The organism is Massilimicrobiota sp. An105, assembly GCF_002161155.1.
GTDB lineage: Bacteria > Bacillota_I > Bacilli_A > Erysipelotrichales > Coprobacillaceae > Allocoprobacillus > Allocoprobacillus merdigallinarum.
Window position 1 is genome coordinate 1 of record NZ_NFLY01000038.1, and the last position, 25,467, is coordinate 25,467.

The window sequence follows — 25,467 nt, forward strand, 5'->3', positions numbered from 1 at the left end:
TCATTCATATCATTAATCCAGAAAATGAGGAACAAATAATCAATAACATATAACAAGAAAATTCGTAAGACTAAATTCCACTTTATTTTTTAAAGTAGAATTTACTTTTACAATTAACCACATTAAAAATTTTTTAAAAGATTAGCAAAAAGACTTGATTTAATGCGCTATTTAGTGTAAAATGCATTTGTTGTGAATGCGAAGAAGTGCGAGGTTGCTGAAACGCTGATAGCCGTTGTCATGAGCGGAGGACGTATTCAGGGAATTCGCATCGAGCAGGCCAATAAATTGGCAAGAAGGAGGAATAAGTCATGGCAAACAACAAAATTAGAATTCGTTTGAAATCATTTGATCACAAAATCTTAGATACTTCTGCTGAAAAAATTGTATCAGCTGCGAAGAAGTCAGGAGCACAAGTTGTAGGTCCTGTACCTCTACCAACTGAAAAAGAAGTTTATACAATTTTAAGAGCAGTTCACAAGTATAAAGATTCTCGTGAACAATTTGAAATCAGAACTCACAAACGTCTAATTGACATTGTGAATCCAACACCAGAAACAGTTGATGTTTTAACTCGTTTAGAATTACCAAGTGGTGTTGATATTGAAATTAAATTATAAGGAAAGGTAAAGGTGTAACTCATGAAAGGAATCTTAGGTCGTAAGATTGGAATGACTCAAGTGTTCACTACTGATGGAAAATTAATCCCAGTAACAGTTGTAGAAGCAACACCAAACGTTGTTTTACAAAAGAAAACAGTTGCTACTGACGGATATGATGCTATCCAAGTTGGTTTTGAAGACAAGAGAGAAAAATTAGCAACAAAAGCTCATAAAGGTCATGTTGCAAAAGCTGAAACAGCTCCTAAGCGCTTCATTAGAGAATTTCGTTATGACGAAATGATGAGTTATGAAGTTGGTCAAGAAATTAAAGTTGATAGCTTTGTAGCTGGTGAAGTGGTAGATGTAACAGGAACTAGCAAAGGTAAAGGTTATCAAGGTGTTATAAAAAGACATGGACAACAAAGAGGACCAATGGGACATGGTTCTGGTGCTCATAGAATCGTTGGTTCAATGGGGCCAATCGCTCCTAACAGAATCGCTCCAGGTAAAAAATTACCAGGACATATGGGACATGTAACAAGAACAGTTCAAAACTTGGAAATCGTTGCTGTTGATGTTGAAAACAATGTATTATTAATTAGTGGATCAATTCCAGGTCCTAAAAAAGGTTTAGTTGTTGTTAAATCTGCAGTAAAAGGAAACGGTAAAGTTAATCCTGCTAAAGATTTAATTGTATATGAAACTGAAAGTCCAGTGGTAGAAGAAACTACTGATGCAGTGGAAACTGCTGAATAATGAAGCGAAAGGAGGAAAACTAATGTTAAAAGTTGCAGTATATAATCAAGAAGGACAAAAAGTTAAAGATACAGAATTAAATGAATCTGTATTTGGTATTGAACCAAATAACCAAGCAATCTTTGATATGGTCTTACTACAAAGAGCTTCATGGAGACAAGGGACTCATAAAGTGAAAAACCGTACTGAAGTTAAAGGTGGAGGAAAGAAACCTTGGCGTCAAAAAGGTACAGGTAGAGCAAGACAAGGATCTATCCGTGCTCCACAATGGAGAGGTGGAGGAGTTGTATTTGGTCCTACACCAGATAGAAACTATAAATTAAAAATGAACAGAAAAGTAAGACGTTTAGCACTTAAGTCTGCTTTAAGTCAAAAAGTGATCGATAGTGAATTAACTGTTTTAGATAATATCGCTATGGAAGCTCCAAAGACAAAAGCAATGATCAAAGTGTTAGAAAACTTAGAAGCTAACAGAAAAACATTAATCGTTATGGACGAAGTTGATGAAAACGTAGCTTTATCAGCAAGAAATATTCCAGGTGTTAAAGTTATTAATTCAAAAGGACTTAACGTATATGATATCTTAGATAGCACTAAGTTAGTAATGACTGAAGGAGCTATCAAAGCTGTTGAGGAGGTATTGGCATAATGGCACATATTACAGATGTTTTAAAGAAACCAGTACTTACTGAAAAATCTTTATTGTTACAACAAAACGAAAACAAATATACATTTGATGTAGATTTAACTGCTAATAAAACTGAAGTTAAAGTTGCAGTTGAAAAAATGTTTGATGTTAAAGTTGAAAGTGTAAACATTATGAATGTGAAACCTAAAACAAAAAGAATGGGTAGATACGTTGGTAAAACAAAAAGAAGAAGAAAAGCTATTGTTAAATTAAAAGAAGGATATTCAATCAATTTATTCGGTGAAGAATAATTGGAAGAACTATTGGAATGAACTCCATTCCAGATAAGAAAAATAAGGAGGAAATCAGATGCCTATTAAAGTATATAAGCCTACAACTAATGGACGTCGTAATATGACATCTTTGACTTATGAAGAAATTACAACAAATAAGCCTGAGAAATCATTAACAGTTCGTTTATCAAAAACTGGTGGGCGTAATAATCAAGGTGTCATCACTACTCGTCATCATGGTGGTGGACATAAACGTTTATATCGTATTATTGATTTTAAACGTAATAAAGATGATATTGTTGGAAAAGTTGCAACAATTGAATATGATCCAAATAGATCTGCAAATATTGCATTAATTCACTATGTAGATGGTGAAAAAAGATATATTTTAGCTCCTAAAGGATTAGAAGTTGGAATGAAAATTGTTTCTGGAGAAAATGCTGATATTATTGTTGGTAATAGCTTACCAATGGGAAATATGCCTGAAGGTACAGTTATCCACAATATTGAAATGCATCCAGGAAAAGGTGGACAAATCGCTAGATCTGCAGGTGTGTCTGCTCAAATCTTAGGTAAAGAAGGAAAATATGTAACTGTAAGATTAGCTTCTGGTGAAGTAAGAAAATTCTTAGCAGTTTGTAGAGCAACAGTTGGTGTTGTTGGAAATGAAGATCATGGATTAGTTAACATTGGTAAAGCTGGTCGTAATAGATGGAAAGGTATTAGACCTACAGTTCGTGGTTCTGTTATGAACCCTAATGATCACCCTCATGGTGGTGGTGAAGGTAGAACTTCAATCGGTCGTAAAGCACCAATGACTCCATGGGGTAAAAAAGCTCTTGGAGTTAAAACTAGAGATAGTAAAAAAGCTTCAAATAAATTAATCGTACGTCGTCGTAACGGTAAATAAGAAGGAGGGTTATAGAATATGGCAAGAAGTTTAAAAAAAGGTCCATTCGTGGATGAACACTTAATGAAAAAAGTAGAAGCATTAAATGCTGCTAACAAAAAAGAAGTCATTAAAACATGGTCAAGACGTTCTACAATCTTCCCACAATTTATTGAACATACGTTCGCAGTTTATAACGGAAGAGAACATATCCCAGTATATGTTACTGAAGATATGGTTGGACATAAATTAGGAGAATTTGCTCCTACAAGAACTTATCATGGTCATGATGCTGATGATAAAAAGTCTGGTAAATAGAAAGAGAGGAGAAAATAAACATGGAAGCAAGAGCTCAAGCTAAAATGATTCGTGTTTCACCTCAAAAAGCAAGATTAGTTGTTGACTTGGTAAGAGGGAAGCAAGTAAAAGAAGCACTTGGAATCTTAGAATTCGTTAATAAAAGTGCAACTCCTGCAATCATTAAAGTCGTTAAATCTGCTGCACAAAACGCTGTATTCAATGAAGGTGCAGAAGAAGATAAATTATACATCAAAGAAATTTATGTGGATGAAGGTCCTACATTAAAAAGATTCCGTGCAAGAGCAAAAGGAAGCGGAACTCAAATTTTAAAAAGAACAAGCCACATCACTTGTGTGGTTGCTGAAAGATAGGAGGGCAAAGTATGGGTCAAAAAGTAAGTCCAGTAGGATTACGTGTTGGTGTTAACCGTAATTGGAATTCAAGATGGTACGCTAATGATAAAGACTTTGCTTCATTATTACATGAAGATATTAAAATTCGTGAATTCTTATATGCAAAGTTAAAAGGCGCTTATGTCGCTAACATTGAAATTGAAAGATCTAAAAATCGTGTAAGCATCTATGTTCATACATCTCGTCCAGGTGTTGTTATTGGAAAAGATGGTGAAGCTGTTGATGCTTTAAGAAAAGAAGTTGCAAAAATGGTTAATGGTAAACAAGTGTTTATCAATATCGTTGAAATTAAAAATCCAGATGTTGTTGCTCAACTTGTAGCAAACAAGATTGCTGAACAATTAGAAAACCGTGCTTCATTTAGAACAGTTCAAAAAAGAGCTATTCAAGCTGCTATGAGAGCTGGTGCTAAAGGAATCAAAACAGCTGTTTCAGGACGTTTAGGTGGTGCTGATATGGCAAGAACTGAAGGTTATTCTGAAGGTGTTGTACCTCTTCATACATTAAGAGCTGACATTGATTATGCGACTGCTGAAGCTGACACAACTTATGGAAAATTAGGAGTAAAAGTTTGGATTTGTAAGGGAGAAATTCTTCCTGCAAAGAAGAAAGGGGATAAATAATCATGTTGATGCCTAAGAGAACTAAATATAGAAGACCTCATAGAATCAAATATGAAGGTAAAGCTAAAGGTGGAACTCAAGTTTCTTTTGGTGAATATGGATTACAAGCTTTAGAAGGTGCTTGGATTACTTCAAGACAAATCGAAGCAGCTCGTATTGCTATGAACCGTTATATGAAACGTGGTGGGCAAGTTTGGATTAGAATCTTCCCTCATTTAGCTAAAACAAAGAAACCTCTTGAAGTCCGTATGGGTTCAGGTAAAGGTGCTCCAGAAGAATGGGTAGCAGTTGTAAAAACAGGTCGCGTTATGTTCGAAGTTGCTGGTGTAGAAGAAGAAGTTGCAAGAGAAGCATTAAGACTTGCATCTCACAAATTACCAGTGAAATGTAAGATTATTGGAAGAGGTGAGTAATTGTGACAGTTCAAGATATTAGAAATACAGAAACTCAAGAATTACTTAACAAAGTAGAAGAGTACAAAAAAGAATTATTTGGATTAAGATTCCAACAAGCAACAGGACAATTAGAAAATACTGCTCGTATTAGAACAGTTAGAAAAAATATCGCAAGAATTAAAACAATTATTAGAGAAAGAGAATTAAACAAATAGAAGGAGTAGACTATGGAAAGAAATAATCGTAAGGTTTATACTGGAACAGTTGTTTCTACAAAAATGGATAAAACAATCACTGTTTTAGTTGAAACTCATGTAAAACACAAAAAATACGGAAAACGTGTTAAATCTTCTAAAAAGTTTAAGGCTCATGATGAAGAAAATATTGCTAGAGATGGAGATGTTGTTAAAATTATGGAAACTCGTCCATTATCAGCAACTAAACGTTTCCGTTTAGTAGAAATTGTAAAGAAAGCAGAAATTATTTAATAAGAAGAATCTGAAAGGAGGTCACTTGAATGATCCAGAATGAAAGCAGATTAAAAGTTGCTGACAATACAGGAGCAAAAGAAGTACTAGTAATTAGAAACCTTGGTGGTTCAAATAGAAAATTTAGTAACATCGGTGATGTAGTCGTAGCGACAGTAAAACAAGCGACTCCAGGTGGTACAGTTAAAAAAGGTGAAGTTGTAAAAGCTGTTATCGTAAGAACAAAATATGGTGTAAACCGTGATAATGGTTCATACATTAAATTTGATGATAATGCTTGCGTTATTATTAAAGATGATAATTCACCTAGAGGAACTCGTATCTTTGGACCGGTAGCAAGAGAGTTAAGAGATGCAGATTTCATGAAAATCGTATCATTAGCTCCTGAGGTATTATAGGAGGAAACGAGAAGATGAAATTACGTGTAGGTGATACAGTTCAAGTTATCGCTGGTAGCGATAAAGGGAAAACTGGAGAAATTATTCAAATTCTAAGAAAAGAAGATAGAGTGATTGTTGAAGGTGTGAATATGGTAACAAAACACATCAAACCTTCACAAGCTGATCCAGAAGGTGGTATTGTAACAAGAGAAGCACCTATTCATGTTTCTAATGTTGCATATTATGATTCAAAAGCAAAACAAGCTGTAAAAATCGGTTATGCTTTTGATGAAGACGGTAAAAAATATCGTATCAATAAAAAAACAGGTAAAGCATTAGATAAAACTACAAAGAAGAAAAAGTAATCGGAAGGAGGTTAAATAATGAACCGACTAAAGGAACGTTATGAAAATGAAATTGTTAAGTCATTAATGACTAAATTTAATTATAGTTCTGTAATGCAAGTTCCTGCTATGGAAAAAATTGTTATCAACATTGGTGTTGGTGATGCAGTTAGCAACTCTAAATTATTAGATGAGGCTGTTGAAGAATTAACTTTAATTTCAGGACAAAAACCAGTGATTACGAGAGCTAAAAAATCAATTGCTGGATTTAAATTACGTGAAGGAATGCCAATTGGTTGCAAAGTCACTTTACGTGGAGAAAGAATGTATGAATTCTTAGATAAATTAATCAGTATTTCTTTACCTCGTGTAAGAGATTTTAGAGGAGTACCAAAGAATTCTTTTGATGGAAGAGGAAATTACACTTTAGGTGTTAAAGAACAATTAATTTTCCCTGAAATCAATTTCGATAAAGTAAACAAAATCAGAGGAATGGATATTGTATTCGTAACAACTGCTAAAACTGATGAAGAAGGTCATGAATTATTAGCACAATTAGGAATGCCATTCCATAAATAAGGAGGACTTAATTAATGGCTAAAACATCAATGAAAGTTAAACAACAACGTCCTCAAAAATACAAAGTTCGTGAATATACAAGATGCGAACGTTGTGGACGTCCACATGCAGTAATTAAAAAATTCAAATTATGCCGTATTTGCTTCAGAGAATTAGCTTATAAAGGTGAAATTCCTGGTGTTAAAAAAGCAAGCTGGTAATCAAATCATCCAAATGGAAGGAGGACATTTCAAATGACAGATCCAATTGCAGATATGTTAACAAGAATTCGTAATGCGAATCAACAACGTCATGATGAAGTTGTGGTTCCTGCATCAAAATTAAAAGTGCAATTAGCTGAAATTTTGAAAAACGAAGGATTTATTAAAGGATATAAAGTTGAAGGTGAAGGTGTCATTAAAAACATTGTCATCACTTTAAAATATAAAGGAAACGATAGAGTTATCACTGGGTTAAAAAGAGTTTCTAAACCTGGTCTTCGTCAATATGCCAAAGTTAATGAAATTCCTAAGGTATTAAATGGTTTAGGAATCGTTGTATTATCTACTTCTCAAGGATTAATGACTGATAAAGAAGCAAGAGCTAAACAAATCGGTGGAGAAGTATTAGCATATATCTGGTAATAAAATAAGAAAACAGGAGGTGTAACTGATGTCTCGTGTAGGTAATAAGATTATCAACGTACCTGAAGGTGTAAAAGTGGAAATTGCTGCTGATAATACTGTCACAGTTACAGGTGCAAAAGGGACTTTAGTCAGACAGTTTTCACCATTGATTAATATCAATATGGATGAAAACACAATTACAGTAAGCAGAACAAGTGAACAAAAGCATGTAAAACAATTACACGGTACAACAAGAGCTTTACTTGCCAATATGATCGAAGGTGTACACAACGGTTATAAAAAAGAGTTAGAAGTTGTTGGTATTGGATACCGTGCTCAAATGCAAGGTAATAAATTAGTATTAAATGTTGGATATTCTCATCCAGTTGAAGTTGAAGGTGAAGAAGGAGTTAAAATTGAAACTCCATCTCAGACATCAATTATTGTATCAGGAATCTCTAAAGAAAGAGTTGGAGAAATTGCAGCAAGAATTAGAGCTGTGAAGAAACCTGAACCTTATAAAGGAAAAGGTATCAAATACGTTGATGAAAGAATTATTAGAAAAGAAGGTAAAACTGCTGGTAAAAAGTAGTTAATGAAATAAGGAAGGAGCTATTATCATGGCTAAAACTATGTCAAGAAACGATTTACGTAAAAAACGTCATGCAAGAGTTCGTAGAAAAATCAGTGGAACTCCTGAATGTCCTCGTTTAAATGTATTCCGTTCAAGCTCTCATATCCATGCACAAATCATTGATGATGTCAATGGAGTGACTTTGGTTGCTGCATCTTCAGTAGATATGAAATTAGCAAACGGTGGAAATGTTGAAGGTGCTACACAGGTTGGTACTGAAATTGCAAAGAGAGCTATCGCCAAAAATATTGAAAATGTAGTATTCGATCGTGGTGGATATATTTATCATGGTCGTGTGAAAGCACTAGCTGAAGCTGCTAGAGAAGCTGGATTAAAATTCTAATAGGAGGTTAAAGAATGGAACAACGTAAACCAAGAGAAAATGGACCAAGAAGAAATGGACCAAGAAAAAATGGACCAAGAAGAAATGGACCAAGAGTTGAAAAAGAATTCGAAGAACGTGTTGTCACAATTAACCGTGTAACTAAAGTTGTTAAAGGTGGACGTAAATTCCGCTTTGCTGCATTAGTAGTTATCGGTGATAAAAAAGGTCGCGTTGGATTTGGAACAGGTAAAGCTAACGAAGTACCTGATGCTATTAGAAAAGCATCTGAAGCAGCTAAAAGAAATGTTATTAATGTACCAATTATTCATGGAACAATTCCTCATGAAATCAATGGTATGTATGGATCAGGACATGTATTCTTAAGACCTGCATCTGAAGGTACTGGAATCATTGCTGGTGGACCAGTTCGTGCTGTTGTTGAATTGGCTGGATATTCAGATATTATTTCTAAATCAATTGGTTCAAGAACTCCAATCAACATGGTTCGTGCAACTGTAGAAGGTTTAAAATTATTAAAAACTGTTCAACAAGTTGCTGAATTAAGAGATAAAAAAGTTGAAGAAATTTACGGATAGGAGGAGCGTAAGAAATGGCAGAAAAAAATACAGTTATCATTACGCTTGTAAAAAGTCCAATTGGTGCTAAAAAGAATCAAAAGGATACTCTTAAAGCGTTAGGTTTAACAAAAATGCACAAATCAGTTGAAAAAGTAAATAGCGAAACGATTCAAGGTATGATTAATACTGTTAGCCACCTTGTTAAAGTTGAAGAAAGTAAGTAGGAGGTGTAAAAATGAAATTACACGAATTACAATACACTGAAGGAGCACGTAGAAATAGAAAACGTGTTGGACGTGGAACAAGCTCAGGACATGGTAAAACTTCTGGTAGAGGTCAAAAAGGTGCTGGAGCTAGAAGTGGTGGAGGAAAAAAACCTGGATTTGAAGGTGGACAAACACCATTATTCATGCGTTTACCAAAACGTGGTTTCACAAACTTCAATAGAGTTGAATATGCTATTGTTAATGTAGAAGACTTAAATAAATTTGAAGCAGGTAGTGTTGTAGATATGGCTGCTTTAAAAGAATGTGGTTTAATTAAAAAAGAATTAGATGGTTTAAAAGTTTTAGGTAATGGAAAGTTAGAAGTTGCTTTAACTGTTAAAGCAAAGAAATTCTCAAAGTCAGCCATTGCTGCAATTGAAGCTGCAGGTGGAAAAACTGAGGTGATCTAGGATGTTAAACTTTTTTAAGAATGTTTTTAAAAAAGGAGAATTACGTCGTAGAATCTTATTTACACTTGGTATGTTGTTTGTATTCCGTTTGGGTGCTGCTATTACAATTCCATCAATTAATGCTGATGCAATTACAGCTTCAGCAGCTAATAGTGGTATCCTAGGAATTATGAACATGTTAGGTGGAGGAATGTTAGAGAGATTTTCTATATTTTCATTAGGAATTTCTCCATATATTACAGCATCTATTATTATTGAATTATTATCAATGGATGTTATTCCAGTATTAGCTCAATGGCAAAAAGAAGGAAATACTGGTAAAAAGAAAAAAGATAGAGTGACACGATATGTTACACTCGTCTTGGCTGCTATTCAAGGTGGATCATTAACATACGCATTTGATAATATGTATGGAATTCTTGGTTCATCATCATTGTGGAATTATGCTTATGTAGTTCTTGTTATGATAGCAGGAAGTATGTTGGCTATGTGGATGGGTGATCAAATCACTCAAAAGGGTGTTGGAAACGGAACATCATTATTGATTTTCACAGGTATTGTGGCAAGTTTACCAACTAACTTTATTACAACATTCAACAATTTGGTTTCATTTGATAAGGGAACACAGACAATGATTTTAGGAATTTTGTGGTATGCATTGTTTGTCATTGTATATTTAGCAATTGTTATCTTTGTAGTGTTTAATGAAGGTGCAGTTAGAAAAATACCAATTATGTATGCAACAAATTCTAATCCAACAATGAGAACAAAAGATACGACACATATGCCTATTAAGATTAATAGTTCAGGTGTATTGCCAGTTATCTTTGCTGCATCTGTATTAGCAGCTCCAAGAACAGTCATTAGTTTTATGGATTCAAATAATATAACGCGAACTATTGATACCATTTTGAATTATCAGGAACCATTTGGTTTTTGCTTATATCTTCTTATGATAGTTTTATTTGCATTCTTCTATTCTAATTTACAAATTGATGCACATAAGATTAGCAATGATTTAAAGAAAAATGGTGGATCAATTCCTGGCGTAAGAACTGGTTTAGATACAGAAAAATTCATAAGTACGGTTTTAAATAGAGTAACTGTTGTCGGATCAATCTTCTTAGTTATTGTTGCGGCAATTCCTATCATAACACCAGTTATTTGGTCACAAACTTCTAATGCTGCTTTGACATTAGGAGGAACTGGATTGATTATCATTACAGGTGTTGCTCTTGAAACAACAAGACAGATTAAAACTTTAATTACTCGTAAAGAGTATCATGGATATATTAGAAAATAGTATAATAAAAGAGGTGTAGAAAAATGAACATTATTTTAATGGGGCCTCCTGGTGCTGGTAAAGGGACTCAAGCTGAAAGACTTGTTAAAAAATACGGTTTAACACAAATATCTACTGGCGATTTATTTAGAAAAGCTTTACGTGAACAAACAAAGTTTGGTGTAATTGCTAAATATTTCATGCAATTTGGGCACCTTGTACCAGACGATTATACGATTGAAATGCTTAGGGAATATTTAAGTGAAAACACTTTTGAAAATGGTTTTATCTTAGATGGATTCCCTAGAACAATAGTTCAAGCGAGAGAACTTGAAAGTATTGCGAAAGAATTTGATTTTACAATTGATGCAATTATAAATTTAGATATTCCAGTTGAAAAATTAATCACAAGATTGTCTGGTAGAAGAACTTGCAAAAATTGTGGAGCAACATTCCATGTTGAATTTAATCCACCTAAAGTTGAAGGTGTTTGTGACAAATGTGGTGGAACTTTGTATCAAAGAGAAGATGAGAGCGAAGAAGCTGTCAAAATTAGACTTGATACGTATAACAAACAAACTCGACCTTTGATTGATTATTATACAATGAAAGGTACAATCATTAATATTAACGGTGACCAACCTATGGAAGACGTCTTTAAAGACATTGAAAAAAGCTTGGAGGGTAAATAATGATTGTCACAAAAGACCAAAGAGAAATTGAGTTGATGCGTGAGGCTGGTCGCATTGTGGCACTTGTTCATAGTCACTTAAAAGAATTTATTAAACCTGGAATCACAACCATGGAAATTAATAAATTCTGTGAAAAGATTATACGTGATGCTGGTGCAACACCATCATTTTTGAACCTATATGGTTTTCCAGGAGCAGTATGTACTTCAATTAATGAAGTTGTTGTTCATGGGATTCCTGATCATAGAAAACTTAAAGATGGTGATATTATCTCAGTGGATGTAGGTGCATGTTATAAGGGCTATCATGGTGATAGTGCTTGGACATATGCCATAGGGCAGATTAGTGATGATGCTGCTCATCTTATGAAAGTGACTGAAGAAGCACTTTATGCAGGTTTAGCACAAGTCAAACCTGGTAATCGTTTATCCGATATATCTCATGCTGTTCAAACATATCTAGAAAATCATGGATGTTCAACTCCAAGAGATTATACAGGTCATGGAATTGGCACAAAAGTTCATGAAGATCCTGCTGTTCCTAATTATGGAGCACCAGGAAAAGGACCTAGATTAAAAGAGGGAATGACTTTAGCAATAGAACCAATGGCTCATCTAGGAAGATGTGAAACTGATGTCTTAGATGATGATTGGACTGTTGTAACAAGAGATAGATCTCTCGCAGCTCATTATGAACATACTATTGTCATTACAAGTGATGGGTATGAGATTTTGACAAAACTTTAAAAGGGAGTTATAATCAATGGCAAAAAAAGATGACGTTATTGAAGTAGAAGCAACTGTCCTTGAAACATTACCTAATGCAATGTTTAAGGTTGAGTTGGAAAATGGAGCGGTTATTATGGCTCACGTTTCTGGTAAAATCCGTATGAATTACATTCGCATTTTACCGGGGGATAAAGTAACCGTAGAGATTTCTCCATATGATTTAACACGTGGGCGAATCACATTTAGACATAAGTAGAAAATCTTCCCAAAGGAGGTAAAGATTAAGATGAAAGTAAGACCATCTGTAAAACCAATATGCGATAAATGCAGAGTAATTAAACGTAAGGGTAGAGTAATGGTAATCTGTGAAAACCCTAAACATAAACAAAGACAAGGTTAATAGGAGGAGAAACAATGGCTCGTATAGCAGGTGTTGATATCCCACGTGATAAACGTGTGGTAGTTTCTTTAACTTATATCTATGGTATCGGTTTATCAACAGCTCAAAAAATTTGTGCTGCAACTGGAATCAGTGAAGATGTAAGAGTTAAAGATTTAACAGAAGAAGAAGAAGGAAAACTTAGAAAAGAAGTAGAAAATTATAAAGTTGAAGGAGATCTTCGTAGAGAAGTTGCATTAAATATTAAACGTTTAATGGAAATTGGATGCTATAGAGGAATCCGTCATCGTAAAGGACTTCCAGTACGTGGACAAAAAACAAAAACAAATGCTCGTACTCGTAAAGGTAAAGCTCGTCCAATTGCTGGTAAGAAAAAATAGGAGGTTGAACGAAAATGGCAAGAAACAATACTCGTGGTAAAAGACGTGTTAAAAAGAATATAGCAAAAGGTGTCGCACATGTACATTCAACTTTCAATAACACAATTGTTACTGTAACTGATGAACATGGGAATGTAATCACTTGGTCAAGTGCTGGAGCACTTGGTTTCAAAGGATCAAGAAAATCTACTCCATATGCTGCACAAATGGCTGCTGAAGCTGCTGCAAAAGCATCAATGGATCATGGTATGAAAACTGTTGACGTCTGTGTTAAAGGACCAGGACCAGGACGTGAAGCTGCAGTAAGAGCTTTACAAGCTGCTGGATTAGAAGTAACTTCAATTAATGATGTTACACCAATTCCACATAATGGTTGTCGTCCACCAAAACGTCCTCGTGGATAATGAAGTAAAAAAGTAGTTATTTCTAAGTGAGGAGGGAAATAATGCAAAAGTTCGAAAAAGCAAATTTTAATGTCGCAGAATATGATGAAACAGATTTCTATGGTAAGTTTGTTATTGAACCTTTAGAAAGAGGTTTCGGAACAACTTTAGGAAATGCATTACGTAGAGTTTTGTTATCATCTATTCCTGGATGTGCAGTTCACGCAATTAAAGTTCAAGGAGCAATCCATGAATTTTCTGCAGTTGATGGTGTCGTTGAAGATGTCACTTCAATTATCTTAAACATTAAAAAATTGGTTTTTGCAATTGATGGTGATGATGATGTCACTATGGTAATTGATGTCAAGGGACCAGCTGTTGTTACTGGTGCTGACATTCAATGTCCATCAAATGTAACTATGATTTCAAACGATATGGAAATTGCCCATGTTGCTGAAGGTGCACATTTCTATATGGAAATGTATGCTCATAAAGATCGTGGTTACATGAGTGCTGATCAGAACAAAAAGATGATCAACACAATTGGTGTTATTGCAACTGATTCTATTTATTCACCAGTTGTAAAAGTAGCTTATAATGTTGAACCTACACGTGTTGGACAGAGTGCAAAATATGATCAGTTAACTTTAGAAGTTACAACTGATGGATCTATCCAACCACATGAAGCTTTAGCATTAGCTGCTAAAATTTTAGTGGAACACTTAAATATGTTTGTTGAATTAACTGATATGGCAATGAACATGGAAGTTATGAGTGAAACTGAAGAAGACACAAGTAATAAAGTATTAGATATGACTATTGAAGAATTAGACTTATCTGTACGTTCATATAATTGCTTAAAAAGAGCTGGTATTCAAACAGTTCAAGAACTCGCTTCTAAGAGTGAAGACGATATGATTAAAGTGAGAAACTTAGGTAAGAAATCACTTAAAGAAGTAAAAGAAAAATTAATCGAATTAGGTTTAGGTTTTAAACAAGTTGATTAATAATAGAATAAATATTTTGGAAGGAGCACTAATTTATGGCACACAATAGAAAATTAGGGCGTGTATCATCTCATAGAAAAGCAATGTTACGTAACTTAGCTACAGATGTTATCATGTATGGAAAAATCGAAACAACAGTAACGAGAGCAAAAGAAGTTCGTTCAATCGTTGACGAATTAATTACTTTAGGAAAACGTGGAGATTTACATGCAAGAAGACAAGCAGCACAAGTATTACAAGATGTTGTTGATCCTGCTACTGGTAAAACTGCTGTTCAAAAATTATTTGATGAAGTTGCACCAAAATATGCAGATAAAAATGGTGGATACACTCGTGTTTTAAAAACATATAATCGTAAAGGTGATAATGCACCAATGGCAGTTATTGGTTTATTCTAAAAAAGTGATGGATTCATCACTTTTTTTATGAATTGCATGATTTGAATTTTGCATTATATGATATCTTATTATTAAAATATGATGATAGGTAAAATGATTGATTTCATAAAAAGGTCATTTATAGAAAATGCAAGAACAACATATGAAAAATAGATGAATTCTGTTTTCATTACAAAATAAAAGCACATCAGCGATGTGTTTTTATTTTGCAACTGATAACAAATTGCTTTATAATGTCATACAAGAGGTGGTCATATGCTTATCCATAAGATAGAAAAGACACATTTTTCACCAAGTGAATCAATCATTATTGATTATATTTTAAAAAAAGGCAAAGACATTAAAAATATGACTATTGCACAGATTGCTAATGAAACATATACATCATCGCCTCTTTTTATACGTATAGCTAAGAAATTAGGCTTTGATGGATGGAATGAATTTAAAGAAGCTTATTTGAAAGAATTAGATTATCTTTATCTCAATCAAGAAGTGGACGCAAATATTCCCTTTGTAGTTAATGACGACATAATGAATATTGCGTACAATTTGTGTGTTTTAGAAAGGGAAACAATTCAAGATACATATTCACTTATAAGTCATGATGATTTACAAAAAGCTATCCGCTTATTACGCAACTGCAAGTATATAGATGTTTATAGTCGATCAGTTCATATGCATATAGTCCGCTCATTCCAAGAACGCATGTATATTCTTCATAGACATGTTCAATTATGTTCATTAAGTGATGAACTCGATTCAACATATTTAATGAGTGATCAAAATCATTGTGCAATCATTATTTCATATTCGGGACATGCTCCCCATATAAAACATCTGATTGAAACATTAAGAAAAAAACAAACTTCAATTATTGCTATTACAAATTTAGAAGATAATGAGTTGTCTTTGTTAGCAGATGTGACTTTAAGAATGTCATCAAGAGAATTAATTTATACAAAGATTGCAGATTTTGCTAGTAGCTTGTCTTTAAAATATATATTGGATATTCTGTATAGTTGTATTTTTTCAATACATTATCAACAGAATCTGGATAATTGTATACAAATAGCGAAAGAATTAGATAATACCCAACATGAAGAATTCATGTAAATTAAGATTTTTTATTGTTGTAACAAGATGGTTGACAACTACTATAAATCATACTAAAATTGAACTACTTGGAGGATGAGTATGGAAAAAATTATTAATGTTCAACATTTATCTTTTGGATATGATGAAGATACTTTAACAATAGATGATATTTCTTTTAGTATAGAAAAAGGATCATATACGACAATATTAGGACATAATGGAAGTGGAAAAAGTACTATCGCGAAATTACTGATGGGATTGTTAGAAAAAAAATCTGGAGAGATAGTTATTGGTGGAATTCCATTAACAGAAGAAACATTAAATCAAGTACGTAGTCAAATAGGAATTGTTTTTCAAAATCCTGATAATCAATTTATTGGTGCGACTGTAAGAGATGATATTGCTTTTGGATTAGAAAATAATTGTGTAGATCCTGCATTGATGGATGATATTATCAATGAATATGCAAAGAAAGTCAATATGTATGAGTTTTTGGATCACGAACCTACAAAATTATCAGGTGGTCAAAAACAAAGGGTAGCAATAGCCGGTATTTTAGCTATGAGCCCATCTATTATTATTTTAGATGAGGCAACAAGTATGTTAGATCCTAAAGGAAGAAACGAAATTAACGCTTTAGTCCATCAATTAAATAAAGATAAGAATATGACGATTGTTTCCATTACTCATGATATAGAAGAAGCAGCTTTATCTGATTATGTAATTTTATTAAGTGATGGACATATTGTAGATGAAGGACGACCTGAAGAAGTGTTAATGAAAAAAGAAGAAATAGAGAGCTTGGCTTTAGATATTCCTTTTGCTTATAAAATCAGCCATGGTTTACAAAAAATGGGTATATCTATTACAGAGCAAATTGATAGAGAGAAGTTGGTGAATGAATTATGTCGATTACATTTAAAGAAGTAGAACATATTTATGCTCAAGATACCCCTTTTGCATATCATGCTTTAAAAGGAGTTAATCTTAATATTCAAAAGGGGAGTATGACAGCATTGATTGGTCATACTGGAAGTGGTAAATCAACGTTGATTCAACATATCAATGCTTTATTACTTCCTACATCAGGAGAAGTCAATGTAGAAGATATATTGATTACGGCAACGGATAAACCATCTTCTTTAAAACCTCTTAGAAAAAAAGCAGGGCTTGTTTTTCAATTCCCTGAGTATCAATTATTTGAAGAAACAATTTTAAAAGATATTATTTTTGGACCAAAAAACTTTGGTGTTAGTGAAGAAGAGGCTATTTCAATTGCAAAAAAAGTTATCAAATTAGTAGGATTAGATGAATCTTACTTAGAGCGTTCTCCATTTGATTTGTCTGGAGGACAAAAACGTCGTATAGCGATAGCAGGAATATTAGCAATGGATCCAGATATTTTAATTTTAGATGAGCCGACAGCTGGATTAGATCCACAGGGTGCTAAAGAAATGTTACAGCTTTTTAAAAAAGTGAATCAGGAAGGTAAAACGGTTATTCTTGTTTCTCATGATATGAATCAAGTCTTAGAATATTGTGATGATGTTGTTGTGATGAATCATGGTCAAGTTGAAAGACATGTATCTGTTGAAGAACTATTTAAAGAAACAGAGTATTTAACATCATTGAGTATTGATTTACCTATTATTACATCATTTATCTTAGAACTTAATAAAAATGGATTTCATATTGATCCGTCTATTAAAGATATTGATGTATTGATTCAGGAAATAGGAGGTCAATTACATGAATAATATGATGTTTGGGAAATACTTGCCTATTGATAGTTTTATTCATCGTTTAGATCCTAGATTAAAAATAGGTGCACTTTTATTACTGTTAATTGCTGTTTTCTTTGATGCAGGATTTATTGGATATGCCCTTTTAGGAACTTTTGTGATTATTATGACATTATTATCACATATCAAAGTATCACAGGTTCTCAAAGCCGTAAAACCAATGCTATTTATGATGGCATTTTTAATGATTTTTAATTTGTTATTTATTCAACAGGGAAATTTATTGTTTTCAATAGGTTTCATTAAGATCTATGATCAGGCAGTTTTACAAACTGTATATATATTTATTAGATTGATTCTTATTATTATTATGACAACGATCTTAACTGCTACGACAAAACCTTTAGATTTAACATTAGGTATAGAACATCTTCTGTCACCTTTTAAAAAAATTGGATTTCCTACTCATGAAGTCGCTATGATGATTTCTATTGCATTGCGATTTATTCCAACTTTATTAGAAGAAACGCAAAGAATTATGAAAGCACAAGCTAGCCGAGGGGTAGAATTTTCAGAAGGAAGTTTAAAAGAAAAGATTTTATCAATCGTTTCACTTATTATTCCTTTGTTTATTTCAGCTTTTCAAAGAGCAGAAGATTTAGCCAATGCTATGGAAAGTCGTAATTATAATCCAGAAGCTAAACGTACAAGATATAAACAACTTGTATGGAAATTGTCTGATACAATTTCATTTTTATGTGTTATTGCAATATGTATAGCTATGGTTATAATGAGTTTTGTTTTATGAGAGTCAAATGTATTGTGAGTTATGATGGGACACGTTTTCATGGTTTCCAAGTTCAAAATAATGAACGTACAATTCAAGGTGAAATACAAAAAGCTATTAAAAAAATTAATGAAGAAGAAACTGTTATTCATGCATCAGGACGAACAGATGCGAAAGTCCATGCAGTTCATCAGGTATTTCATTTTGATACACAAAAAAGATTACCGGAAACGCAATGGAAAAGAGCCATTAATCACTTTTTACCTAATGATATTTACATTTTAGATGCTCAATATGTTGATGAAAATTTTCATTCACGATATAGTGCAGTTAAGAAAGAGTATCGTTATTTATTAAATACAAAAGAATATGATCCATTTCAAACCAATTACATTTATCAATATGGCCGTTCTTTAGATATTGAATTAATGAGAGAAGCAGCAAAAATTTTTATAGGAGAACATAATTTTGCGTCATTTTGCTGTTATGATCAATATGGGAATACAATTCGTTCTCTATATCATTTTGATATTGAAGACAAGGATGGTATTATTACCTTTCGGTTAATTGGAAATGGATTTAGACGTTATATGGTTAGACATCTTGTTGGTGGTATCATTCAAGTTGGAGCTAAACGTATTCAAAAGGAACAACTTTTAGAAATGTTAGAAAGTTGTGGTCAAAAAAAATGTCTTTTTAAGGCCAAACCACAAGGTTTATATTTGCAGGAGGTGTATTATGAAGAAGACTAATTTTCATACACATACCTATCGTTGTGGACATGCTAATGGAAGCGAAGAGGAAATGGTATGTTCAGCTATCAAGATGGGGATTGAAGAATTAGGAATATCAGAGCATGTTCCATTACCACACTATCGTCAGCATCTTTTGAAATCTCTTGTAGCTATAAGAGGACCTAGAAGCTTTTTATCACTTGTTCATGCTTTTATTCAAAATGGACCTAGTATGAGAATGCCTTATCCAGATATGGAAAATTATTTGGATAAAATTAAAGAATGTCAAGATAAATATCAGGACCAGATAAGGATATATAAAGGTTTTGAAGCTGAAGGATTAGAAGAATATTTTGATTATTATCAAAGCTTATTATATGAGCATAAAGTTGATTATTTGATTTTAGGGCATCATTTTCATAAACATTGTGTTCATAGTGATTATTATGGCAAAGAGGATATGAAGAAAAAAGATATTTATCAATATTGTAATGATGTTGAAAAAGCTTTAGAAACAGGATTATTTAGTTATTTAGCTCATCCTGATTTGTTTTTAATAGGATATAAAGAGTTTGATTTAGATGCGAGAACTGTTTCGCAAAGAATCTGTGAAAAAGCGAAAGAGTTAAACATTCCTTTAGAAGTAAATGCAGGAGGAATAAGAAGAGGCTTAAGAAACGTTAATGGAGAGATGATTTATGCATATCCAAATACACACTTCTGGAAAATTGCAGGAGAAGTAGGAAATGATGTTATTTTAGGATTTGATGCTCATGATCCTTCTGATTTTAATGAAGCGATGTATAAGCAGATGTTAGATTTTTGTAAAGAACATAATCTCAATGTTATTGACCATTTCGATTTTTTACAAGGACATTTTGAAAAATTTCAAGGAGAGTATGATATAAGATAATTTATCTGCCTCTCTTTTTCTTTTTGTTATATTAAAAAAGGCGATGAATACAGAGAAAATCATATTGACAAAAATGCGAATATTGTTATAATAAGAGTTGCCTTATTTTAACGTTTGTAGCCCCGGAAACTACAGGAGGATTAAAAATGAGACAAACAACAATGGCTAAAGAAGCCACAATTGAACGTAAATGGTACGTTGTTGATGCTGAAGGATTAACTTTAGGACGTTTAGCATCAGAAGTAGCATCTGTATTAAGAGGAAAACATAAACCAACATTTACACCACATGTAGATACTGGTGATTATGTTATTATCGTTAATGCAGACAAAGTAGTAATGACTGGAAAAAAATTAGATACAGTTAAATACTATCATCATTCTGGTTGGTTAGGTGGTTTAAAAGTTAAAACTGCTCGCCAATTTAAAGAAACAAATCCAACAGGATTTGTAGAAGCAGCTGTTAAAGGTATGTTACCTCATAACACACTTGGAAGAAAACAAGGGATGAAATTATTTGTATACGCTGGTAGTGAACATCCACATGCTGCACAACAACCAGTTGAATTAAAAATTAAGGGATAAGGAGGACGAGAATAAATGGCTAATGTACAATACAGAGGAACTGGACGTAGAAAGTCTTCAGTAGCACGTGTTATTTTAACACCAGGTGCAGGAAAAATCGTCATCAATGGTAGAGAAGCAAAAGATTATTTACCATCAGATGTATTATTAATGATCGTCAACCAACCACTTGAATTAACTGGTACAACTGGTAAGTTTGATGTGATTGTTAATGTTAATGGTGGAGGTTACAGTGGACAAGCTGGAGCTATCCGTCATGGAATTTCAAGAGCTTTATTAGAAGCTGGAGAAGATTACAGACCAGTATTAAAAGCAGCTGGATTCTTGACTCGTGATGCAAGAGTTAAAGAACGTAAAAAATACGGACTTAAAGCAGCTCGTAGAGCACCACAGTTCTCAAAACGTTAGTAATAATTGTTGTGAGAAGATTAGAGAAGTATTTAGACACAGTGAGTGTTTAGATACTTCTTTTTCTTTTTAAAAATGCAGAGCGTAAAGAGTATAAAAAAACTTTTTACTAGCGTATGATAATAAAAAGTTTATATTTAACTTCTTACTAGCGTATGCTATAATAAAGTGGTGAGGTGATATTGAATCTATGGTGAATTATAGAATAGATGAGGATGTTAAATTAATTAGAGAAATACTTAATTTATCTCAAAAACAATTTGCTGAAAAAATAGATGTTGATGCGATTACGGTAGCAAGATGGGAAACTGGCAAAATGGATACAAATGAAAATAATATCGAAAAAATATATACTTTTGCATTAAATAATAATATCTTTATAAATGAGATTAAAGCACAACTTTATTATGAAGATTTAGCAAATGAGAATAAATTAGTATTATACCATGGCGCCAAGAACATTATAGAGGGTAATATTGATATTGAGCATTCAAAAAACAATAATGATTTTGGTAAAGGATTTTACTGCGGTGAAAGTTTTGAGCAGTCATCATTATTTGTAAGTGGATTTGATACATCTAGCGTTTATATATTAAGTTTTAATCCACAAAACCTTTCTAGCATTGAATATAAAGTCAATCAAGAATGGATGCTGACAATAGCATATTTTAGAGGAAGGCTAAGTGGCTATGAAGATCATCCGATTATCAAAAAGTTAATTAACAAATTAGAAGACATAGATTATTTAGTAGCACCAATCGCTGATAACAGGATGTTTAGAATTATAGATAGTTTTATTGAAGGTGAAATTACTGATGAACAATGTATACATTGTTTGGCAGCTACTAATTTAGGATTTCAATATGTTTTTAAAACAGAGAGAGCGTTGAGTCAGGTAAAAATTGTTGAAAGATGCTATTTATGTAGTAAAGAAAAAGAAAAGTATCAAATCAAAAGATTAGAGGATAGTAAAGTTGGAGATACTAAAATTAAAATGGCTCGAAGACAGTATAGGGGGCGAGGTCAATATATTGACGAAATATTATGAAAAGAGAAATGGATCAAGTAGGTTTGTTACTATGTGATATACAAGGTAAAATTTTTGAACAATCTGTTACTAGAGAAGAATGTAGTTCAAATATATTTATCCGCCGATTTATGAATTCTAAATTTGTTTCTAGAATGGATAATTTAACCTTTATAAACGAAAGCATGACAATTGAAGAAATTTTTGAAGAACTTGATATAGAATATGGTAAAACCAATTATGGAAAAATAAAGTTTTCAATTAATGAGATGTATTGGATAGGGTATATTTATAGATATCTATCATATGTTTATCAAATTGATAGTAAAAATGCTTATAAGATTATAAAAGGTACAGAGCTTAGGCATTTATTCTTTGCATATCATTCCCTAGATCCAATGAATGCAATAGATAGGATCTTAGAAGCAAAATCATTAGTATTAGATAAAGATAGTGACCAATTGACTAAAGAGGGGGTAAAAATACTCAGAAGAATAAAAAGATTGAAGAATTAAGTGTTGTATAAATTATTTTGATAACTATTTGAGTTGTTCTGAAAAGTTTTGGCAATGCAACACGTATGCAACAAAACCACTCTAAAATGCCTATTTTATCGTACCTAGGAGTTCTCAAAACGTTAGTAAATTGTTTGAGGAAAACTTTAGAAAATCCCCATTTTATGGGGTTTTTCTTTTTTTATTTCGTCTAAAAAACCCTCATAAAGCTGCAATAAGGTAACAAATAAAGTAACTTCGCCTCTCACTAAAAATGAGGAGCAAAAATGTGGTCTGTGCTGCTTTATTTAGTGAATTGTGGAGATAGATTGTGGTGTGAGACTGTGGAGAGAGACTGTGGAGAGAGATTTGCTGCTTTATTTTCACTCATCTACCACTTAAGCGATGCTGGGATATACATTTTGTTCACTGCTTCTATCAATGTATCGATATCTAAATGTGTATATACACGCTCTGTAAGTGTCATAGCACCTCTGTGTCCAACGATCAATTTAATTGATGTTTGATTTACTTTTGCTTCAGCAAGAAGCGATATACAAGTATGTCTCGTACAATGTGGAGTGTAACGTTGCATTCCATAAGGTTCCATTAATGGGAACCAGTAAGAATCAATATAATTTCGATATTTGAATGGTTGCATGCTAGGCATACAAATTAAAGTTTCTGTTTGTGAATATTCATACCAGTTTTTGAAAAATGGCAAGATACAATCAGCAATAGGGACTCTACGAACACCACTATCTGTTTTACTTTTGGTTACATCAAAGTATTGTTCCTCTAGATTGACATTCTTCTTTTCTAATTCTAATAGTTCTCCAATTCTTACTCCTGTATAAATTAGCATTAAAGCTATTTGATACCATTTATCTTCTTTCATTGACCATAAGATGTCAATGTCTTTTTTTGTAAACGGATTTCTATCTCTTGCATTTGGATTTTGCTTGCTATATTTTAAAATATCAACATATCTTGAATTGTCTTTAGGACATAATTCATATCTCATCGCATATTTATACATGACATTGAACAATACTTTGATTTTCTTAAGCGTTGGATAGTTTTTCCCTGAATGATCAATGACATGTTGCAGTTGAATCGTTCTTATATCTTTGAACTCTAGATCATGAAGTTCTTCACATACTTTAAATGCAGATTTATATGCTTGAATACTCGATTTAGATTTATCGGCGATAAATTCATCAAATGCTTTCTTATATATATCAGCAAATGTGTAGTGATTTTCATAATCATATGGATTGTTATGGTAATCCTGTAACATTAAGATACCATCTGCCCTTGTTTTAGCATAACCAATAACTTTGTATTTTGGATATGCAGTACCTTTTTCTTCGTTTATTGTCGTACCTACTTTAATTCTAACTACATATGGTTTGGCACGATTTCCTTTCATGAAAACAACTCCACCAAAACCTTTTGGTAGTCTTTCTTCTTTTCTTTTGGCCATAATGAACCTCCTATTCTTCTTTAAAATAGCCTAATTCTTCCCAAACTTGTTTATCTGGACAGTAAAATGTATAGTTCTTAGCTCCATCTTTCTTGAATGCATAGCCAAAGTGCATAATTCCTAGTTTTAATGCCTCTCTTAAAAAGGTAGCCGATTTACCTGTAGCTTTTGCGATTTCATCAATGGGAACATTTCTGCCCGTAAATTTTGGAGTTTCTACATAATGTTTTTCTTGCATAATATCTATCTTCTCTCTCATCATAAATGATTTGCAAGATAATAACGAATGTACAAAATGAAAGTTCATACATTTGACGATAATCAAGGAAGCTAGGATATTTTAAAGTGATAGTATTTTTGCATTTTTAATATTTCTTGTCTTTAAGCTCTAAACTGATACTTATCTTTCTATTGATATGTTTCATATCTAATTTGCTTAGTTTTGATATCTTTTTTAAAAGTCTTTTCTTATCTATGACCCTAATTTGTTCACACAACACCATCGAACGGTACTTTAAACCAATCTCTTCAGGTAGAATATAATGAGTAGGTAAATGAGCTTTATTTTCAATCTTGGATGATAGACATGCAACGATCGTTGCAGGGCTATATTTATTACCTTTATTATTTTGAATGATCAAAACAGGGTGAACTCCTTTTTGTTCGGAACCTTGATAAGCAGAAAGATCAGCAAGAAAGATATCTCCTCGTTTTACTTTTGTTATCACTTTATCTCATCCTCTCTTAATTATGTATAAAACCAGGAGCGAGTCCTGGTTATTTTTATATTTATCGTATTTCCTATTTAACCCTGTTTACCCGGAAAGAAGGGAATCCTATTAGACGAATAATAGCCAATTATTCATCACGGGAATTTCACCCTTGCGTGGTAGCTCACGCAATTGCAGTGCAAGTGTATCATTATCCTCATAGAGTATCGTCGCTAGCAATAGCCAATTGCTTTTATCAATCTATTGTTTGATCGTTCTCTATATAATAGGTCATGGCGCAATAGTGATCAGCTCATTCTATGAGATTTGTATCTAATAGTTGTTATGAATTTTTCAAGGATCTATTGAAGTGGATAAAATCTCCTTCACCTAAGAGCCGTAAATAATGATCAAAATAAGCCTTCAAATTATAATTTTTTTAAATTTATTGATTCTTTTTCTAACTGCATTTGGTGTCATATTTAACTCTAGTGCAATTTCGTTAATATCATATTCTAAAAATCTTAATAATAATATTTTTAATAAAATTGAATTAGATTTTTTTAATTTGTATAATAAACTATCATTTTCTGATTATTTGCAATGAACTGCACCATCAATAGCATAAAGTGCACCACCAATTTCAACAACTACACCACTGAGATGATATTATTGAATATACGCAACTGCACCACCTTTTATATTATAG

At 32.7% G+C, this 25,467-nt stretch carries 43 protein-coding genes; 40 read left to right on the forward strand and 3 right to left on the reverse strand.

What is annotated here, in order from left to right; genetic code table 11:
* The first annotated feature begins 311 nt into the window (after nucleotides 1-311).
* The 40 genes from rpsJ (at nucleotide 312) to B5E48_RS10425 (ending at nucleotide 22,583) form a co-directional block, all read left to right on the forward strand.
* Entirely contained in the window at nucleotides 312-620 is a 309-nt protein-coding gene (gene rpsJ / locus B5E48_RS10230) for a 30S ribosomal protein S10 (RefSeq protein ID WP_087245344.1), read from the forward strand.
* 21 nt (nucleotides 621-641) lie between these two features.
* The gene (gene rplC, locus B5E48_RS10235; protein WP_087245346.1) at nucleotides 642-1,358 is read left to right on the forward strand and encodes a 50S ribosomal protein L3; all 717 of its coding nucleotides are present in this window, start codon (nucleotides 642-644) and stop codon (nucleotides 1,356-1,358) included.
* Nucleotides 1,359-1,380: 22 nt separating this feature from the next.
* A complete protein-coding gene (gene rplD / locus B5E48_RS10240) occupies nucleotides 1,381-2,007 on the forward strand; it encodes a 50S ribosomal protein L4 (RefSeq protein WP_087245348.1) in 627 nt (208 codons plus the stop codon).
* Nucleotides 2,007-2,297, forward strand: coding sequence for a 50S ribosomal protein L23 (rplW, locus tag B5E48_RS10245; RefSeq protein ID WP_087245350.1), 291 nt, complete (start codon nucleotides 2,007-2,009; stop codon nucleotides 2,295-2,297). Before rplD ends, rplW begins: the two co-directional genes overlap by 1 nt.
* Nucleotides 2,298-2,355: 58 nt before the next feature.
* Nucleotides 2,356-3,189 carry a 50S ribosomal protein L2 gene (gene rplB, locus B5E48_RS10250; protein WP_087245352.1) on the forward strand — a complete coding sequence of 278 codons (834 nt, stop codon included), beginning with the start codon at nucleotides 2,356-2,358 and terminating at the stop codon, nucleotides 3,187-3,189.
* 18 nt (nucleotides 3,190-3,207) lie between these two features.
* Nucleotides 3,208-3,486 (forward strand): 30S ribosomal protein S19, encoded by a 279-nt coding sequence (gene rpsS / locus B5E48_RS10255; protein ID WP_087245354.1) that lies wholly within the window; start codon nucleotides 3,208-3,210, stop codon nucleotides 3,484-3,486.
* Between the two features lie 20 nt (nucleotides 3,487-3,506).
* Nucleotides 3,507-3,839 (forward strand): 50S ribosomal protein L22, encoded by a 333-nt coding sequence (rplV, locus tag B5E48_RS10260; protein WP_087245356.1) that lies wholly within the window; start codon nucleotides 3,507-3,509, stop codon nucleotides 3,837-3,839.
* Nucleotides 3,840-3,850: 11 nt separating this feature from the next.
* Nucleotides 3,851-4,504 (forward strand): 30S ribosomal protein S3, encoded by a 654-nt coding sequence (gene rpsC / locus B5E48_RS10265; protein ID WP_087245358.1) that lies wholly within the window; start codon nucleotides 3,851-3,853, stop codon nucleotides 4,502-4,504.
* A gap of 2 nt (nucleotides 4,505-4,506) precedes the next feature.
* Complete coding sequence (rplP, locus tag B5E48_RS10270; protein ID WP_087304983.1) at nucleotides 4,507-4,917, forward strand: 50S ribosomal protein L16; 411 nt, start codon at nucleotides 4,507-4,509, stop codon at nucleotides 4,915-4,917.
* Between the two features lie 2 nt (nucleotides 4,918-4,919).
* Nucleotides 4,920-5,114: a 50S ribosomal protein L29 gene (gene rpmC, locus B5E48_RS10275; protein WP_087245362.1), complete on the forward strand. Its 195-nt coding sequence runs from the start codon at nucleotides 4,920-4,922 to the stop codon at nucleotides 5,112-5,114.
* A gap of 12 nt (nucleotides 5,115-5,126) precedes the next feature.
* Nucleotides 5,127-5,387 carry a 30S ribosomal protein S17 gene (gene rpsQ / locus B5E48_RS10280; RefSeq protein ID WP_087245364.1) on the forward strand — a complete coding sequence of 87 codons (261 nt, stop codon included), beginning with the start codon at nucleotides 5,127-5,129 and terminating at the stop codon, nucleotides 5,385-5,387.
* Between the two features lie 29 nt (nucleotides 5,388-5,416).
* Nucleotides 5,417-5,785, forward strand: coding sequence for a 50S ribosomal protein L14 (gene rplN, locus B5E48_RS10285; RefSeq protein ID WP_087245366.1), 369 nt, complete (start codon nucleotides 5,417-5,419; stop codon nucleotides 5,783-5,785).
* A gap of 14 nt (nucleotides 5,786-5,799) precedes the next feature.
* On the forward strand, nucleotides 5,800-6,132 hold the full coding sequence (rplX, locus tag B5E48_RS10290; protein WP_087245368.1) for a 50S ribosomal protein L24: 333 nt from the start codon (nucleotides 5,800-5,802) through the stop codon (nucleotides 6,130-6,132).
* 18 nt (nucleotides 6,133-6,150) lie between these two features.
* Nucleotides 6,151-6,690, forward strand: a complete 540-nt coding sequence (rplE, locus tag B5E48_RS10295; RefSeq protein ID WP_087245370.1) for a 50S ribosomal protein L5 — start codon at nucleotides 6,151-6,153, stop codon at nucleotides 6,688-6,690.
* A 14-nt stretch (nucleotides 6,691-6,704) separates the two neighbouring features.
* Complete coding sequence (locus tag B5E48_RS10300; RefSeq protein ID WP_087245372.1) at nucleotides 6,705-6,890, forward strand: type Z 30S ribosomal protein S14; 186 nt, start codon at nucleotides 6,705-6,707, stop codon at nucleotides 6,888-6,890.
* A 33-nt stretch (nucleotides 6,891-6,923) separates the two neighbouring features.
* Entirely contained in the window at nucleotides 6,924-7,313 is a 390-nt protein-coding gene (gene rpsH, locus B5E48_RS10305) for a 30S ribosomal protein S8 (RefSeq protein ID WP_087245374.1), read from the forward strand.
* A 28-nt stretch (nucleotides 7,314-7,341) separates the two neighbouring features.
* Nucleotides 7,342-7,887 (forward strand): 50S ribosomal protein L6, encoded by a 546-nt coding sequence (gene rplF / locus B5E48_RS10310; RefSeq protein WP_087245376.1) that lies wholly within the window; start codon nucleotides 7,342-7,344, stop codon nucleotides 7,885-7,887.
* Nucleotides 7,888-7,915: 28 nt separating this feature from the next.
* Nucleotides 7,916-8,272 (forward strand): 50S ribosomal protein L18, encoded by a 357-nt coding sequence (gene rplR, locus B5E48_RS10315; RefSeq protein ID WP_087304984.1) that lies wholly within the window; start codon nucleotides 7,916-7,918, stop codon nucleotides 8,270-8,272.
* A 14-nt stretch (nucleotides 8,273-8,286) separates the two neighbouring features.
* The gene (gene rpsE / locus B5E48_RS10320) at nucleotides 8,287-8,850 is read left to right on the forward strand and encodes a 30S ribosomal protein S5 (RefSeq protein WP_087304985.1); all 564 of its coding nucleotides are present in this window, start codon (nucleotides 8,287-8,289) and stop codon (nucleotides 8,848-8,850) included.
* Nucleotides 8,851-8,864: 14 nt separating this feature from the next.
* Entirely contained in the window at nucleotides 8,865-9,056 is a 192-nt protein-coding gene (gene rpmD / locus B5E48_RS10325; protein ID WP_087245382.1) for a 50S ribosomal protein L30, read from the forward strand.
* Between the two features lie 11 nt (nucleotides 9,057-9,067).
* Nucleotides 9,068-9,508: a 50S ribosomal protein L15 gene (gene rplO / locus B5E48_RS10330; RefSeq protein ID WP_087245384.1), complete on the forward strand. Its 441-nt coding sequence runs from the start codon at nucleotides 9,068-9,070 to the stop codon at nucleotides 9,506-9,508.
* 1 nt (nucleotide 9,509) lies between these two features.
* Nucleotides 9,510-10,811 carry a preprotein translocase subunit SecY gene (gene secY, locus B5E48_RS10335; protein WP_087304986.1) on the forward strand — a complete coding sequence of 434 codons (1,302 nt, stop codon included), beginning with the start codon at nucleotides 9,510-9,512 and terminating at the stop codon, nucleotides 10,809-10,811.
* 23 nt (nucleotides 10,812-10,834) lie between these two features.
* Complete coding sequence (locus tag B5E48_RS10340; RefSeq protein ID WP_087245388.1) at nucleotides 10,835-11,482, forward strand: adenylate kinase; 648 nt, start codon at nucleotides 10,835-10,837, stop codon at nucleotides 11,480-11,482.
* On the forward strand, nucleotides 11,482-12,228 hold the full coding sequence (map, locus tag B5E48_RS10345; RefSeq protein WP_087304987.1) for a type I methionyl aminopeptidase: 747 nt from the start codon (nucleotides 11,482-11,484) through the stop codon (nucleotides 12,226-12,228). The genes B5E48_RS10340 and map overlap by 1 nt, the downstream gene beginning before the upstream one ends.
* Nucleotides 12,229-12,244: 16 nt before the next feature.
* Nucleotides 12,245-12,466 carry a translation initiation factor IF-1 gene (gene infA / locus B5E48_RS10350; protein ID WP_087245392.1) on the forward strand — a complete coding sequence of 74 codons (222 nt, stop codon included), beginning with the start codon at nucleotides 12,245-12,247 and terminating at the stop codon, nucleotides 12,464-12,466.
* Nucleotides 12,467-12,496: 30 nt separating this feature from the next.
* Nucleotides 12,497-12,610, forward strand: coding sequence for a 50S ribosomal protein L36 (gene rpmJ, locus B5E48_RS10355; RefSeq protein ID WP_006505646.1), 114 nt, complete (start codon nucleotides 12,497-12,499; stop codon nucleotides 12,608-12,610).
* 14 nt (nucleotides 12,611-12,624) lie between these two features.
* Nucleotides 12,625-12,990 (forward strand): 30S ribosomal protein S13, encoded by a 366-nt coding sequence (gene rpsM / locus B5E48_RS10360; RefSeq protein WP_087245394.1) that lies wholly within the window; start codon nucleotides 12,625-12,627, stop codon nucleotides 12,988-12,990.
* Between the two features lie 14 nt (nucleotides 12,991-13,004).
* On the forward strand, nucleotides 13,005-13,394 hold the full coding sequence (gene rpsK, locus B5E48_RS10365) for a 30S ribosomal protein S11 (protein WP_087245396.1): 390 nt from the start codon (nucleotides 13,005-13,007) through the stop codon (nucleotides 13,392-13,394).
* Between the two features lie 41 nt (nucleotides 13,395-13,435).
* Nucleotides 13,436-14,380 carry a DNA-directed RNA polymerase subunit alpha gene (locus B5E48_RS10370; RefSeq protein ID WP_087245398.1) on the forward strand — a complete coding sequence of 315 codons (945 nt, stop codon included), beginning with the start codon at nucleotides 13,436-13,438 and terminating at the stop codon, nucleotides 14,378-14,380.
* 35 nt (nucleotides 14,381-14,415) lie between these two features.
* Entirely contained in the window at nucleotides 14,416-14,778 is a 363-nt protein-coding gene (gene rplQ, locus B5E48_RS10375) for a 50S ribosomal protein L17 (protein ID WP_087245400.1), read from the forward strand.
* A gap of 255 nt (nucleotides 14,779-15,033) precedes the next feature.
* The gene (locus tag B5E48_RS10380) at nucleotides 15,034-15,891 is read left to right on the forward strand and encodes a MurR/RpiR family transcriptional regulator (RefSeq protein WP_087298022.1); all 858 of its coding nucleotides are present in this window, start codon (nucleotides 15,034-15,036) and stop codon (nucleotides 15,889-15,891) included.
* 81 nt (nucleotides 15,892-15,972) lie between these two features.
* Nucleotides 15,973-16,803: an energy-coupling factor transporter ATPase gene (locus B5E48_RS10385; RefSeq protein WP_087304988.1), complete on the forward strand. Its 831-nt coding sequence runs from the start codon at nucleotides 15,973-15,975 to the stop codon at nucleotides 16,801-16,803.
* The gene (locus tag B5E48_RS10390; protein ID WP_087298024.1) at nucleotides 16,779-17,630 is read left to right on the forward strand and encodes an energy-coupling factor transporter ATPase; all 852 of its coding nucleotides are present in this window, start codon (nucleotides 16,779-16,781) and stop codon (nucleotides 17,628-17,630) included. The genes B5E48_RS10385 and B5E48_RS10390 overlap by 25 nt, the downstream gene beginning before the upstream one ends.
* The gene (locus B5E48_RS10395) at nucleotides 17,623-18,423 is read left to right on the forward strand and encodes an energy-coupling factor transporter transmembrane component T family protein (protein WP_087245408.1); all 801 of its coding nucleotides are present in this window, start codon (nucleotides 17,623-17,625) and stop codon (nucleotides 18,421-18,423) included. The genes B5E48_RS10390 and B5E48_RS10395 overlap by 8 nt, the downstream gene beginning before the upstream one ends.
* Entirely contained in the window at nucleotides 18,420-19,154 is a 735-nt protein-coding gene (gene truA / locus B5E48_RS10400) for a tRNA pseudouridine(38-40) synthase TruA (RefSeq protein WP_087304989.1), read from the forward strand. Before B5E48_RS10395 ends, truA begins: the two co-directional genes overlap by 4 nt.
* A complete protein-coding gene (locus B5E48_RS10405) occupies nucleotides 19,141-20,049 on the forward strand; it encodes a histidinol-phosphatase (protein ID WP_087304990.1) in 909 nt (302 codons plus the stop codon). The genes truA and B5E48_RS10405 overlap by 14 nt, the downstream gene beginning before the upstream one ends.
* 146 nt (nucleotides 20,050-20,195) lie before the next feature.
* Nucleotides 20,196-20,633 carry a 50S ribosomal protein L13 gene (gene rplM, locus B5E48_RS10410; protein ID WP_087245414.1) on the forward strand — a complete coding sequence of 146 codons (438 nt, stop codon included), beginning with the start codon at nucleotides 20,196-20,198 and terminating at the stop codon, nucleotides 20,631-20,633.
* Nucleotides 20,634-20,648: 15 nt separating this feature from the next.
* The gene (gene rpsI / locus B5E48_RS10415) at nucleotides 20,649-21,041 is read left to right on the forward strand and encodes a 30S ribosomal protein S9 (RefSeq protein ID WP_087245416.1); all 393 of its coding nucleotides are present in this window, start codon (nucleotides 20,649-20,651) and stop codon (nucleotides 21,039-21,041) included.
* A gap of 190 nt (nucleotides 21,042-21,231) precedes the next feature.
* Entirely contained in the window at nucleotides 21,232-22,089 is an 858-nt protein-coding gene (locus B5E48_RS10420) for a DUF3990 domain-containing protein (RefSeq protein ID WP_087245418.1), read from the forward strand.
* Nucleotides 22,086-22,583 (forward strand): antitoxin, encoded by a 498-nt coding sequence (locus B5E48_RS10425; protein ID WP_087245420.1) that lies wholly within the window; start codon nucleotides 22,086-22,088, stop codon nucleotides 22,581-22,583. Before B5E48_RS10420 ends, B5E48_RS10425 begins: the two co-directional genes overlap by 4 nt.
* Before the next feature lie 370 nt (nucleotides 22,584-22,953).
* On the opposite strand, the gene B5E48_RS10430 is transcribed toward B5E48_RS10425, so the two are convergent.
* The 3 genes from B5E48_RS10430 to B5E48_RS10440 all read right to left on the reverse strand — a co-directional run bounded on the left by B5E48_RS10430 (nucleotide 22,954) and on the right by B5E48_RS10440 (nucleotide 24,776).
* A complete protein-coding gene (locus B5E48_RS10430; protein WP_087304991.1) occupies nucleotides 22,954-24,048 on the reverse strand; it encodes a tyrosine-type recombinase/integrase in 1,095 nt (364 codons plus the stop codon).
* 10 nt (nucleotides 24,049-24,058) lie between these two features.
* Nucleotides 24,059-24,286 (reverse strand): hypothetical protein, encoded by a 228-nt coding sequence (locus tag B5E48_RS10435; RefSeq protein ID WP_087158634.1) that lies wholly within the window; start codon nucleotides 24,284-24,286, stop codon nucleotides 24,059-24,061.
* 127 nt (nucleotides 24,287-24,413) lie between these two features.
* On the reverse strand, nucleotides 24,414-24,776 hold the full coding sequence (locus B5E48_RS10440) for a type II toxin-antitoxin system PemK/MazF family toxin (protein ID WP_087304992.1): 363 nt from the start codon (nucleotides 24,774-24,776) through the stop codon (nucleotides 24,414-24,416).
* Nucleotides 24,777-25,467 lie beyond the last annotated feature (691 nt).